Below are 13224 nucleotides of genomic sequence, written 5' to 3'. Positions count from 1 at the left end.
TCTGTGCGGACATGCGGGCGCTGCTCAACTCGGATTTCGGCAGACCCGTGCGTTGGCCGTCGCCCGCAGTCGGTCGCCAGAGGTCTAGCCTGGCGCACATCAGCCGACGGAAATGTGTCCCGGATCTGTTGGCGGATTACAGGGCCTGTTGAGCACCGGCGTTGGCGGGTGCAGGATGACCTGCGTGTCCACAAAGGATCCGGACGACGAGGGCGGCAACGATCCGCTGACGCCCGTCTATCCGTTCAACAAACCGGGCGAGGTGGTTGATCTCTACTCCGGACCGATCGGCGGATTGGCTGACGGCACTTTGGAAGGGACGATCCGCCTAGTGCCCTTCCCCTCGCCAGACCTGCGCTGGCAGGTCGATGTGCCACACACCGAGGGCCACCACCCGACGATCGATCGCGTGGGTCACGAGTTCGAGATGACCGCTGGCGAAATGACCGGTCACAGCATGATCAGCAACACCTCGTTCGACTCCGCCGCAGGCAGTTCCGCACAGCTTGAGTCCGAGTCCGGTGGCCGACTGGACCGCGTCCTGGTGCACTGGATGAATCTGCCGAACTACGCCGGCAACACGACCCTCTGCCACATCAGCGATGCCGGTCGGACATGGACTCGCGGCCGGCTGGACCTGGAGATCGACGGCTGGAGCATCGTTATCGATGGCCGACCAGATAACGGGTCTCTCTTCACCGAGGATGTTGGTCAGCCGCGTTACGTCTTGACGCACACCATGGAACTTCGCCGTAGCGACGGCAGCTCGTTCGATGTCGCTAGCGCGAAGCAGCTGATAGATGCGCTGCGCCTGTCGCTCTCGTTCGCAGCCGGGCGATGGGTAGCCCCGACGCTCTTCAACGGTTTCGATATGACAGGACAGGAGGCGTGGCGGTGGTGGGTGAGTCCGATCTGCGCGCCTTACGAGAGTATCGGCCAGCCCGTGATCAGCCCCACGGTCTTCGATGATCTGGAGGCGTTCCTCAAGGCGAGCGTGGCCAAGCTGCACGGCGGCAACGCAGCCAATACCACCCGTTTCCAGATGCAGCTCGCGACTCAGACATCCAACGTCGGCTTTGTCGAAAATCGGATCTTCTCGGCCTTCCCTGCGATCGAGAACCTCAGCTGGGAGACATTCGTGCTCGGTGGACTCGTCCCCAAGGAGGACTTCGAGACACCGAGGCTCTGGCCGACCGCTCGTCGCCTCCGTGAGCTGCTTACTCGCGCAAAGATCCCGGTCGATATAGACGCCACGCGGTTGCCTGCCCTGCATCACCTCGCGGAGGAGAAGCGGCTCGATGGTCCGGCGGCGGTCGCATGGGTGAGGAACCGGTTGATCCATCCAACGGATCCACACGACCGCTTGTACACACGGGAGTCCTTGGTCAAGGAGGCGTGGCATCAGAGCCGGCAGTACATCTGCCTCCTTCTATTGCACGCCATCGGCTACACCGGCGGCTACCTAGGCGCAATCCCTCCTTACGGCTACATCGGAGGTCCTGAGCCAGTCCCGTGGGCGGAGAGCAAGCAGACGTGAGGCGGCCCCGGCTCTGAGGAGGTCAGCCGGGGTCGCAGGTGGCGAGCAGGACGGGCGCGGATGCAGGGGTCAGCACGTCGGCCTCGCCGATCAGGGGGATGATGCGTTGCCGAGGCTGGACGAGTTGCCTCTCCAGTCGGCGGTAGTTCCGGGTCGACATGCGAGGTCTGATCGGGCCGCGGGCTAGGTACGCCCAGACGCATCACGCAGGAGCTGGCCAACACGGCCAGGGTCGTAACCGTTGAGCCATACGCCGTTGCGCCGGCTCGGGTTGCTGTTCGGGGAGCACGACGAGGAGTGACGTTGGCGTAGGTATGGGCGTACGGGACGGTGGCCGGGCAGTTGGGCCGCACTTCTGGCATGTCTCCGGGGAACACAAAAGCCCAGGTCAGCGAGCTGATCCTGGGCTTCTACGTGGCGCGCTCGGAGGGATTCGAACCCCCAACCTTCTGATCCGTAGTCAGATGCTCTATCCGTTGAGCTACGAGCGCTGGACAACGTCGAGTAACGATACATGGAGGGGGCGGAAGTTTGCCAATCGGGTCCTCGGGGGTGGTGGATCACGGTGTGCGATCGGGCGGTGCGGCGTGCGGGAGGGTGGTGGGGTGCGGCTCTACGATCCGGCGCATGGGAATCGAGGACTTGCTGGGTGGGCGGGATCTGGGGGATGTGAAGAAGGCGGTCGGGTTCGTGATGGAGAACTCGGACGACTTCCAGAAGGTGCTGGAGCTGGTGCGCGGGCTACCGGACGATGCGCTGGGCGTGATCGGAAAGCTGCCGGAACTGCTGAAGACGATCGGGTCGGGGCTCGCGGAGGCGGGTGAGCAGGCGGCGAAGGCGGCGGGGGCGCTCGTCGGGGACGACGGCGAGGGTGGTGCGCGGAAGGCGCTGGCCGGGAGCGCCGGGACGATGAATACGGCCAAGGACCGGCTGCACGACGCGGCGGGGATGCTGTCGGGGCTGGCGGGCGAGTTGGACAAGATCCCGGGGATCGGTGACGCCGCAGCGAAGAAGCTGAACGACGGCAGTGGTCAGGTCGGCGCGGTCGCCACCGAGATCGAGAGTCTGGCCGGCAATCTTCAGGACCTGTCCGGGATCCTCGCGACGGTCGGCGACGCGCTGAAGGGCCTCGGTACCAAGCTCACCGAATCCGGCGGCTCCGTCCAGACCCTCCTCGGCTGACCCCGCCCGGCGGTCAGCGGCCGAGCCGGGGAACATCTCCCGGTGTCTGGGGACAGGCTATTGCTTGTTCCCAGACACCGTCGCTTGTTCACGGACACGGAACCGGAGTTGGGTGACGTTCGTCTAACGCGGGGTGTTTGGGCGGCGAGGGAGGACCTCCGCGTGACTAAGGTCGCGGGCATGGCTAGTCGGCTGTTGCGTGGTACGGCGATCGGGTGCGGCGTCGCTGCCCTGGTGGGCGGCGGGGTCGGGTTCGCGGTCGGGGAACCGGTGACGAAGTCCGACATCGTGCCGGCCCGCGTGCTGCCGGGCGACCTCTGCGCGCGGATCGGCGACGTCTCGAACCTGTTGCCCAAGGCATCGGGTGGTCCGGTGACGATGATCCAGGGCGGTACGTCGACCATCACCTGCACCGCGGGCAGCTCGCGCGCGAAGGTCCGGGCGTACACGTCCGCGAGCGTGAAGGTGACGATCACGGCGTACGGCGGGCAGGACGCCGGCGCGGGCAACGCCCCGCTCACACCGGACCAGGTCGCGAACCGTACGTTCACTCGCTCGCCGCTCAAGGGGTACGACAAGGACCGCCCGTACCCGACCAAGGTCGAACGGACCGAGAGCGGTCTGGCCGGCGAGTCGTGGAACGTGCACGCGCTGGTCCAGCACGCCGACATCGTCGTACTGGTGGACTACACGGCCAACCCGATCGACGGGGACACCGCGCAGCGGGCGGCGCTGGCGCTGGCAGACCGCGCGATCTGGGAGAGCAAGTGAGCAACAGCACGCCGGAGATCCCCGGCTACCAGCTGGACCAGCGGATCCTGCAGCACCCGCTGGCGGAGTTGTGGCACGGCCGCTCGTTCACCGGGATGGAGGTCGTCGCGCTGATCCTGAGCGACGACGGCTCCCGGAACGAGACCGTCGTCGACCGGCTCTCCGGCGCCAGCCGCGACGCCGCCCTGACCCCGGGCCGGCAGGAGACCCCACTCTGGGCGGCCAACCTCAGCTCGGACCGCCCGTACGCGATCACCCAGCTGATCCACGGCGAGACCGGCGCCGAGCGGCTGATCGACCCGCTCGACGGCGTCCTCGGGAACGACGAGGACTCGCTGCGCGCGGTCCGCGAACAGCTCAGCCGGTTCGGCGGTGTCGCGCCGACGCTCCCCGGAGCGGCGCCCCAGGAAGAACAGAGCATCCCGTCGTACGTCGACAAACCACAGCACAACGAGCAGCACGACGAGCCGCAGCTGTCCAAGCTCGAGATCGCCCAGCAGTACCGCCGCAAGATCGGCCCCTGGGCGTACGCCGTGGTCGCCGTCGTAGTGCTGATTGTCTTCACGATCGCGTACTCGGTCGGTACGGCGATCGGCGGCGCCGTCAAGGACGACCCGAACGAGGCCGCGGCAACCCCGGCCGTCAGCCCGGAGGCGTACCCGCCGACCGTGCTGATCCCGGCGATCAACCGCGTGACGACCGCGCCGTACAAGCGTCCGGACGGCTCGGCCGGTGTCTTCGGCGCGACCTATCCGGCCGGTGCCGACGTGCAGGTGGTCGAGAACGCCGAGCTCCCGTTCGCATTCGGCTGGCCGCGGCCGCCGCTGGTGAGCTTCCTCGGGGAGTCGTCGCGGCTGATCCTGCGCCAGGTCGTGACGTCGGCCGACTACGACCCGAGCGGCGCGAAGAACTCGTTCAAGGCGAAGTTCGCGCTGCACCCCTGCGCATCGCTGGCGAAGTGCCTGGCCGAGCGGCCGGCGTTCGACCAGCAGTGGACGAAGATCTACCGGACGACGGCGCCGGCGACCGCGAAGGACGCCCGGACCTGGTTGTCGGTCTCCAAGCCGTACACGATCACGATGACCCGGGCGTTCGAGAGCGGCGGTCAGTGGTGGCTGGTCGGCACGATGGTCTCCGGCCAGCCGGTCGAGGCGCCGGACATCCAGCGGGTCGTGAACGACATCTGGCGGCAGACCAGCTGACGTACCGCAAAATCTCCTGGAACGGCCCGCGCAGCACGCGCGGGCCGTTCTCATTTTCACAAGCGGCACCGGAAAGCGATTGTCGCGAAAACTTTGTGACCGGGTTCACTTCCAACCGGTTCTCAGACCCCGGGTGCGTCGCGTACCGTAGTACCACTTGCACACTGGTATGTATCCACTGGATCGACTGGTATGCGACAGATCACACCGCCAGCCAGCTGCACCGAACCGTCGGAGACCCCGGCGGCCGGACGCCGTAGCCGCCTTTCAGCGTCGAGGGGCCGAACGTCGCCGGACCTCGGCAGCCGAGAGGGAATGAGCCGCGAATGACGACGATCGCCAATCCGACCCGTACCAAAGCCGACCACCGAGCCGACACCGAGAACCCCCTCGAGCAGGCGTACGACCTGACCGGCGCCCCCACGCAGCACGCCGGGCTGCTGGCCTGGGTGGCCGAGGTCGCCGCCCTGACCCAGCCGGACCGGATCCACTGGGTGGACGGATCGGACGCGGAGTACGCGCAGCTCACCGACGGCCTGATCGCGGCCGGCACCATGGTCCGGCTGAACGACGAGAAGAAGCCGAACTCGTTCTGGGTCCGCACCGACCCGTCCGACGTCGCCCGGGTCGAGCAGCGTACGTTCATCTGCTCCGCCGTCGAAGCCGACGCCGGCCCGACCAACAACTGGGTCGACCCGACCGAGATGAAGGCGACGCTGACCGGGCTGTACCGCGGCGCGATGCGCGGCCGGACGATGTACGTCGTCCCGTTCTGCATGGGTCCGCTGACGGCGGAGAAGCCGATGTTCGGCGTCGAGATCACCGATTCGGCGTACGTCGTCGCGTCGATGCGGATCATGTGCCGCTCCGGCGCCGAGGTGCTGGAGAAGATGGGCACGGACGCCCCGTACGTCCCCTGCCTGCACTCGGTCGGCGCGCCGCTCGAGCCGGGTCAGGCAGACGTGCCGTGGCCGTGCAACGACGAGAAGTACATCGTGCAGTTCCCCGAGGAGCGGGCGATCTGGTCGTACGGCTCCGGGTACGGCGGCAACTCGTTGCTCGGCAAGAAGTGCTACTCGCTGCGGATCGCGTCCGCGATGGCTCGTGACGAGGGCTGGCTCGCCGAGCACATGCTGATCCTGAAGCTGATCTCGCCGGAGAAGAAGGTGCACTACGTCGCGGCCGCGTTCCCGAGCGCCTGCGGCAAGACCAACCTGGCGATGCTCGACCCGACACTGGAGGGCTGGGAGGTCGAGACGCTCGGCGACGACATCGCCTGGATGCGGTTCGGCAAGGACGGCCGCCTGTACGCCGTGAACCCGGAGTTCGGGCTGTTCGGTGTTGCCCCCGGCACCGGCTGGAAGACCAACCCGAACGCGATGCGCACGATCGAGAAGGGCAACTCGGTCTTCACCAACGTCGCGCTGACCGACGACGGTGACGTCTGGTGGGAGGGCTACTCGCCGACCCCGCCGGACCACCTGACCGACTGGAAGGGCCGCGAGTGGACGCCGGACAACGGTGAGCTGTCGAGCCACCCGAACAGCCGGTTCTGCACGCCGATCAAGCAGTGCCCGATCATCGCCGACGAGTACGACGACCCGAACGGAGTACCGATCTCCGCGATCATCTTCGGCGGCCGCCGCGCCACCACGGTCCCGCTGGTCACCGAGTCGCGCGACTGGGCGCACGGGGTGTTCATGGGCGCGACGCTGTCGTCCGAGACCACCGCGGCCGCGGTCGGCCAGGTCGGCGTCGTGCGGCGCGACCCGATGGCGATGCTGCCGTTCCTCGGGTACGACGCAGGGCAGTACTTCGACCACTGGCTGACCGTCGGCAAGCAGCACAACGCGGCGCAACTGCCGAAGATCTTCTACGTGAACTGGTTCCGCAAGGACGAGGCCGGCAAGTTCGTCTGGCCGGGCTTCGGTGAGAACAGCCGCGTACTGAAGTGGGTCATCGGGCGGATCGAGGGCCAGGCCGATGCGGTCGAGACGCCGATCGGCCGGGTCCCGGCCGCAGGCGCCCTGGATGTCGCCGGTCTGGAGCTGACCGACCACGACCTGGAGATCGCGCTGAACGTCGACGCCGACGAGTGGCGGGCCGAGCTGCCGCTGATCGAGGAGTGGTTCGACAAGCTCGGCGACACCGTCCCGGCTTCGCTCAAGGTCGAGCTGGACAACCTGAAGGCCCGGCTGGGCTGACGAGCACCGGCCGCCGAGTCGGAAGCCGGCGGCCGGACGCATCGCGGCGCCCTGGATCACCTCCCGGGGCGCCGCGCTGTACTTTCCGCGAGCACCTGGCGAACCTCGTCGTCGGTGACCTCCGAGAAGTCGCGGTACGCCTGGCCGACCGCGGTGAAGTACTGCGGGAACCACGCGCACACCACCTGGTCCGCGGACAGCTTCCGGTAACTGTCCGGTCCGCCGACGGGTACGGCGACCATCACCCGCGCGGGGTGTTGCCGCCGTACCGCCTCCACGGCGGCGCGCATCGTCGTACCGGTCGCGAGACCGTCGTCGACCAGGACGACGACGCGGTCCCGTACGTCGATCGGCGGCCGGTCGCCCCGGTACGCGCGCTCGCGGCGGCGCAGCTCGCCCTCCTCGTACCGGCGTACCGCTTCCAACCGCTCCGGGTCGACCCCCGCCGCGACCGGCTCGTTGCGGACGACGTGCAGGTCCTCGCCGACGCCGGCGATCGCGCCCATCGCCAGCTCCGGCTGCCACGGCAGGCCGAGCTTGCGGACGATCAGTACGTCGAGTTCCGCGTCGAGGGCGGCCGCGACCGGGCCCGCGACGGGTACGCCGCCGCGCGCCAGCCCGAGTACCAGAACGGATCCGGCGACCGGGCCGAGCTCTTCGGCCAGCGCGCGCCCCGCGGCCGCCCGATCCGGGTACGGCCTCCTCATACGCCCATGATCCACGTACGTTGACCGCATGCGAATCCCTGACAGCGCCCGAGCTGTACTTGAGTCGAACGCACTCTGGCCGCCCGGCTACATCACCCACATCGCCGTCGACAAGATCGGGGGTGTCGGCCCGTGGGCGTGAAGGTCGGAGTGATGCTTCCGCTCGGCGCCGGCGACGGTCCGGGCGGCGGGACGCCGGGATGGAAGGACGTCCGAGCGGTCGCCGAGGCGGCCGAACAGGGCGGCCTCGACTCCGTCTGGATCGCGGACCACTTCCTCTACCGGGACGCGGAGGGGAAGGTCTTCGGGATGCACGACAGCTGGACTCTGCTCACCGCGGTCGCGGCCGTCACCGAACGCGTCGAGCTGGGCAACATGGTGCTGTGCGCCTCGTTCCGGGACCCGGGCCTGACCGCCAAGATGGCCGCGACCCTCGACGAGGTCTCTGGCGGCCGCCTGACCCTGGGCGTGGGCGCCGGCTGGCACGATCCCGAGTACGAAGCCTTCGGCCTCCCCACGGACCACCGGGTGGGTCGATTCGCCGAATGGCTCGAAATCGTCGCCCGCCTGATCCAGGGCGAGACCGTCACGTACGACGGCACCTATTACTCGGTCCGGGACGCCAACCTCGACCCGGCCCCACTCCACCGGATCCCGATTCTGGTCGCCGGCCGCCGGCCCCGGATGATGAAGCTGACGGCTCGGTGGGCCGACGCCTGGAACACCGCCTGGTACGGCACCCCGAACCTGACGGTCGAGGAGCGCCTGGAAACCCTCCGCCAGGCTCTCGTCACCGCAAACCGCCCGGCCGACACGATGACCCGCACCGTAGGCATCCTCGTCCGCGACCCCGACCAGCCGTCCACCGACCCGAACCCCAACGCGATCCCAGTAGCCGAACTCCCCAAAGCCATCACAGCCTACGAAAACCTAGGCGTGGACCACCTGATCATCTCCCCCGACCCCATGACCCCACGCACCGTAGAACGCATAGCCGAGGCCAGGTAACCGCCCTCAGCCGGCACGGTGCCCGCCGCCCGCGGAAACCCGCGGGGGGTCCGGGGGGCGGAGCCCCGCCGGGCGGGGTCTGGGGGTTGCACCCCCAGAAAACAGCCGGAGCTCTATGCCTGCGCTTTTTGCAGGCATAGAACTCCCAGAGCGGAGGCGGCGAGATTTGAACTCGCGAGAGGGGTTTACCCTCAACCCGCTTAGCAGGCGGGCGCCATCGACCGGACTAGGCGACGCCTCCTCCGACGGTCCCCACACGGGGGACACGACGACGACCAAGACTATCTGCTCGACCGGCCCACGAGCAAAACGGGGCGGCGGACACGCTCGGTTGCTGAGAAGGCACGTTGTGGTGGTAGCCCAGAGCACCTGTACGCTGGCGGGCATCGACGGGGGTCGCCAGCTTCACGTCAACCAACTCGGTGTCGTGGGCGTCTGAAGTACCGTGGGCTGCCTGGCAGCGGCCGACGGATAGGTTGTGACGTCGTCGATCAGGGAAACGGAGCCATGTCGCGGAGTACTCGGGCAGCCGGTCGCAGGTCAGCGCCGCGGGCCGTTCGGGCCCGGGCTCGTACGCATCGCGCCCGTACGGCGTCGAAGGCGATCGGGCTCACGCTGGTCAGTGCCCTGGTGCCCGGTTCGGGCCTGCTGATGGGCGGCCGGAAGAAGCTCGGCGCGTTCGTCCTGACGATCAGCATCGGCCTGTTGCTGCTCGCCGCGTACGTCGGTCTGACGCAGCGCGACTCGGTGCTGGCGCTCGCGGTGTCGCCGCGGCAGCTGCTGATCGCGACCGGCGCCGTCGTCGTACTGGGCGTCTGCTGGATCTGGGTCGTGGTGGCGTCGCACAAGCTGCTCCGCCCGGTCAGCATGACGTACACGGGACGGCTGGCGGGCTCGATGTTCGTCGGGTTGCTGTGCTTCGCGATCGCCGTACCGACGACCGTCGCGGCGCAGACGGTGATGGCGCAGCGCGACCTGGTCGGCAGCGTGTTCCAGTCCGAGGGCAACTCGAAGTCCGCGACCCGGCCGAACGTGAACAAGTCGGACCCGTGGGCGAAGATCCCGCGGCTGAACCTGCTGCTGCTCGGCGCCGACGACGGCATCGGCCGGACCGGTGTCCGGACCGACACGGTGATCGTGGCGAGCATCGACACCAAGACCGGTAACACCGCGCTGATCTCGCTCAGCCGGAACTGGATGCGGATGCCGTTCCCGGAGGACTCGCCGCTGCACAAGGCGTACCCGGACGGCTTCTGGGACCCGAGCAAGGGCAACGTCGAGCAGCCGGAGTACTACCTCGACGCGATGTACGACAACATCCCGAAGCAGCACCCGGGCATCCTCGGCCAGACCGACAACGAGGGCGCGGACGCGGTGAAGCTGGCCGCGAGCGCGGCGCTCGGCCTGGACATCGACTACTACATGCAGGTCAACCTGGCCGGCTTCAAGCAGATCATCGACGCGCTCGGTGGGATCACCGTGAACGTCAACTACCGGGTCCCGATCGGCGGCGACTACGGCGAGGGCCCTGGTACGAACGGGCACAAGTTGCCGAGCGGCTACATCGAGCCCGGCCCGAACCAGAAGCTCGACGGGTACCACGCGCTCTGGTTCGCCCGCGGCCGGTACGGCCTGAGCGACCCGTCGCGGCAGGAGCGGCAGCGCTGCACGATCCACGCGCTGGTGAACAGCGCGAACCCCGCGACCCTGGTGACCAGCTACCAGCAGATCGCCAAGGCTGGTAAGGAACTGCTGCGTACCGACATCCCGCAGGAGCTGCTGTCGGCGTTCATCTCGCTCGCGCTGAAGGTGAAGAGCGCCAAGGTCACGAACATCGACCTGGACAAGAACAAGAACTTCCCGACCGGCAAGAACCCGGACTACACGGCGATGCAGCAGATCATCCAGAAGGCGCTGAACCCCGCGACGACGACGGCGAAGCCGACCAAGAAGCCGACGACCGGCACCTCCACGACGAAGAAGCCGACGCCGACGAAGACCGCCACGCCGGGCGAGGCGCAGAACCTGGCCGACGCCTGCGCCTACAACCCGAACGAGACCGGTACCGGAAACTGAGTAGGGCCTGAACCCCTCCCCAGGGGAGAATTGGACCAAAGTGAAAATTGGTCACACCTGGGGGTGACGTGAGGCGTTCGTTGGCGGTTGTGGTCGGGGTTTCGCTCTTGGCCGTTGCGGGTTGCAGCAGCAGTAAACCGGAAAGTGGTGGCACGCCGTCGGCCGTCGGTACGACGACCAGCAGCACTCCGTCGTCGTCCACGCCTACATCGACAGCTCCGGCTCCCAAGCCGACGCCGACCGCGGTCGCGCTGTCGGTGCCGATGTACCAGCGGGCGCTGACGAACGTCGAGAAGGTCCTGAAGCCGAACGTCGCCCGCGTGATGAACGCCGGTACGGTCGCGGCGTTCGACGCGAGCCGCAAGCAGCTGGCCGCCGCGGTCGTCATCGAGCGGAACGAGCTCGCCAAGATCACGCCGCCGAGCGGTCTGGTGACGGCGCATCCCGAGGTACTCGACGCCTTCGACGCGTACGCCGGTGACGTGGCGACCGAGCTGACCAAGGCCGGCGACACCCGGACCAGTTGCGGCATCCCGAAGACGCCCGACGTCCGGCTGTACGAGGCGAAGTCCGGCATCCGGACCGCGTACGCCGGGCTTGCGCAGAGCGTGCAGACGTCGATCGGCAAGGGCGTGAAGTTCGGCGCGCTGTCGGTGCCGGCGAAGCCCGCGGCCCCGGCCGTGATCGGCGGCCGCGGCGAGAACGGCGACGTGTTCCAGCGGTCCGGCGGCCGTGGTCCGGGATCGCTCAAGATCGTCAACTCCGGTAACGACGTGGTGGTCGTCGTCACCACCAGCAACCCGCGCAAGCCGGAGGCCTCGATCTACGTACGCGCGAACAAGACCGCGACCCTGAACGGGGTCCGCAACCAGGACTACTGGGTCTACTTCAAGTCCGGGACGAACTGGGACGCGAGGAACCACCGGTTCACCGAGAACTGCGCCTACCAGAAGTTCGACGACATCTTCGACGGCTCGTACGCGTGGACGGTCACGCTGACCAAGTCCCCGCTCGGCAACGCGCCGTCGTCCGAGACGGAAGCCTTCTGAGCCGCCCGGCCCGGGTGGATGAGATCCTGTGGCGATGCGGACGACGTACCGGATGCGGGCGGGACGATTCCTCGGGATCCTGGCCGCCGGGCTGATCATTCTCGGGGTGGCCGCCCTGCTCTGGGCGTTCGGCCTGCCGTCCGTCGCGGTGTCGGTGTTCGTCACGCTCGGCGGGCTGATCACGCTCGCCGGGCTGTGGATCCTGGCCCGGCCGCCGAAGGTCGCCCAGCTGCGGGACAAGGAGATCGACGTCCGCGGCGTCCGTACGGCGTGGACCGACATCACCGAGGCCGGCCGGGTCGACACCACCCACGGCGAGGCGATCGTGCTGCGCACCAAGCAGCCCGACCAGCCGATCCTGCTGCCGGTCTCGTGGCTCGTACCGAAGCAGGTCGCGACGCTGGAGACCGCGCTGCGGGACAAGCTGAACGCGGCGCACGGGTACACGATCTGGGACGGGACTGCCCCGGAGGACGACGACGGCGCAGAATGATGCGGTGCTTTCCTTCGAGCTGTCGTACGACGAACTCCTGACCTACCAGGGCACGAACCCGCGGCCCGCGGACTTCGACGCGTTCTGGGACAAGGCGCTGCTGTCGCTGGACGAGGTGGAGCCGAACGCGGAGTTCGTCGACGCCACCTTCCCGCTGACGACGGCAACCGCCCAGCACCTGTACTTCGACGGCACCGGCGGGTACCGCGTACACGCGAAGGTGATCCGCCCGGCCGAGCCGACGGGTCCGGCGGTCCTGCTGTTCCACGGGTACGGCGGCGAGCAGCCGAAGTGGGTCGAGCTGCTGCCGTACGCGGCCCGCGGGTTCACGGTCGCGGCGCTCGACGTCCGTGAGCAGGTCGGGTTCCGTACGCCGTCGCAGTCGCCGAACAGCTTCTCGTTGCACAACCACCTGGTCCACGGCCTCGACGACGGGCCCGACGGCCTGCTGTACAAGCACGTCTTCCTGGACACGCGGCGGCTGGCCGACATCATCAGCGCGCTGCCCGAAGTGGACGCGGCCCGAATCGCGACGACCGGCTGGAGCCAAGGCGGCGGTCTGTCGCTGGTCGCCGCTGCCCTGACGCCGACGATCAAGTACACCGCGAGCGTCTACCCGTTCCTCTGCGACTACCAGCGGACGTGGGACCTGAACCTGGAGACCGCGCCGTACGACGAGATCGTCACCTGGTTCCGCAAACGCGATCCCCGCCACCTCCGCCAGGACGAGGTCTTCAACACCCTCGGCTACATCGACGTCCAGCACCTGGCCCCCAGGATCCAGGCCGAGGTGACTCTCTTCACCGGCCTCGAAGACCAGATCTGCCCGCCGTCCACCCAGTTCGCCGCCTACAACAAACTCCAGTCGGTCAAGGAACTACGCACCTACCCCGACTTCGGCCACGACGACCTCCCCGGCGCCCACGACGACATCTACCAACTCATCGGCGCGAAGCTCCAGGAGTAGCGCCGCGCGGCTCATTCGCCCGTCCTCG

12 protein-coding genes and 2 tRNA genes are annotated in these 13224 nt (G+C 68.1%); 10 read left to right on the top strand and 4 right to left on the bottom strand.

The window, feature by feature from the left end; all coding sequences use genetic code 11:
• The first annotated feature begins 184 nt into the window (after positions 1 to 184).
• Entirely contained in the window at positions 185 to 1537 is a 1353-nt protein-coding gene (locus ACZ5BU_RS26750; RefSeq protein ID WP_465703168.1) for a hypothetical protein, read from the top strand.
• A gap of 22 nt (positions 1538 to 1559) precedes the next feature.
• Here ACZ5BU_RS26750 and ACZ5BU_RS26745 read toward each other — a convergent pair whose 3' ends face one another.
• Complete coding sequence (locus tag ACZ5BU_RS26745; protein ID WP_465703167.1) at positions 1560 to 1697, bottom strand: hypothetical protein; 138 nt, start codon at positions 1695 to 1697, stop codon at positions 1560 to 1562.
• A 255-nt stretch (positions 1698 to 1952) separates the two neighbouring features.
• Positions 1953 to 2028, bottom strand: a tRNA-Arg gene (locus ACZ5BU_RS26740).
• A gap of 136 nt (positions 2029 to 2164) precedes the next feature.
• Between ACZ5BU_RS26740 and ACZ5BU_RS26735 the strand changes: the two genes are divergently transcribed.
• From ACZ5BU_RS26735 to ACZ5BU_RS26720, 4 genes are all read left to right on the top strand, one after another.
• Positions 2165 to 2719, top strand: coding sequence for a hypothetical protein (locus tag ACZ5BU_RS26735; protein ID WP_465703166.1), 555 nt, complete (start codon positions 2165 to 2167; stop codon positions 2717 to 2719).
• 180 nt (positions 2720 to 2899) lie between these two features.
• Entirely contained in the window at positions 2900 to 3490 is a 591-nt protein-coding gene (locus ACZ5BU_RS26730) for a hypothetical protein (RefSeq protein WP_465703165.1), read from the top strand.
• Positions 3487 to 4692 (top strand): hypothetical protein, encoded by a 1206-nt coding sequence (locus ACZ5BU_RS26725; protein ID WP_465703164.1) that lies wholly within the window; start codon positions 3487 to 3489, stop codon positions 4690 to 4692. Before ACZ5BU_RS26730 ends, ACZ5BU_RS26725 begins: the two co-directional genes overlap by 4 nt.
• 326 nt (positions 4693 to 5018) lie before the next feature.
• Positions 5019 to 6896 carry a phosphoenolpyruvate carboxykinase (GTP) gene (locus ACZ5BU_RS26720; protein ID WP_465703163.1) on the top strand — a complete coding sequence of 626 codons (1878 nt, stop codon included), beginning with the start codon at positions 5019 to 5021 and terminating at the stop codon, positions 6894 to 6896.
• 56 nt (positions 6897 to 6952) lie between these two features.
• On the opposite strand, the gene ACZ5BU_RS26715 is transcribed toward ACZ5BU_RS26720, so the two are convergent.
• Entirely contained in the window at positions 6953 to 7603 is a 651-nt protein-coding gene (locus tag ACZ5BU_RS26715) for a phosphoribosyltransferase (RefSeq protein WP_465703162.1), read from the bottom strand.
• A gap of 153 nt (positions 7604 to 7756) precedes the next feature.
• On the opposite strand from ACZ5BU_RS26715, the gene ACZ5BU_RS26710 reads away from it, so the two are divergent.
• Positions 7757 to 8611: an LLM class flavin-dependent oxidoreductase gene (locus ACZ5BU_RS26710; RefSeq protein WP_465703161.1), complete on the top strand. Its 855-nt coding sequence runs from the start codon at positions 7757 to 7759 to the stop codon at positions 8609 to 8611.
• A gap of 151 nt (positions 8612 to 8762) precedes the next feature.
• Here the strand turns inward: ACZ5BU_RS26710 and ACZ5BU_RS26705 are convergent.
• Positions 8763 to 8852: transfer RNA gene (locus ACZ5BU_RS26705), tRNA-Ser, on the bottom strand.
• A gap of 266 nt (positions 8853 to 9118) precedes the next feature.
• Between ACZ5BU_RS26705 and ACZ5BU_RS26700 the strand changes: the two genes are divergently transcribed.
• The 4 genes from ACZ5BU_RS26700 to ACZ5BU_RS26685 all read left to right on the top strand — a co-directional run bounded on the left by ACZ5BU_RS26700 (position 9119) and on the right by ACZ5BU_RS26685 (position 13196).
• Positions 9119 to 10687 (top strand): LCP family protein, encoded by a 1569-nt coding sequence (locus tag ACZ5BU_RS26700; protein WP_465703160.1) that lies wholly within the window; start codon positions 9119 to 9121, stop codon positions 10685 to 10687.
• Between the two features lie 68 nt (positions 10688 to 10755).
• A complete protein-coding gene (locus ACZ5BU_RS26695) occupies positions 10756 to 11736 on the top strand; it encodes a hypothetical protein (RefSeq protein WP_465703159.1) in 981 nt (326 codons plus the stop codon).
• A 34-nt stretch (positions 11737 to 11770) separates the two neighbouring features.
• Entirely contained in the window at positions 11771 to 12229 is a 459-nt protein-coding gene (locus ACZ5BU_RS26690; protein ID WP_465703158.1) for a hypothetical protein, read from the top strand.
• A gap of 4 nt (positions 12230 to 12233) precedes the next feature.
• Positions 12234 to 13196: an acetylxylan esterase gene (locus ACZ5BU_RS26685; protein WP_465703157.1), complete on the top strand. Its 963-nt coding sequence runs from the start codon at positions 12234 to 12236 to the stop codon at positions 13194 to 13196.
• Positions 13197 to 13224: the final 28 nt, after the last annotated feature.

The organism is Kribbella sp. NPDC031520 (assembly GCF_055580825.1).
The sequence above is the reverse complement of the archived record's forward strand: the minus strand, read 5'-3'. Positions and strand labels throughout refer to the sequence as shown.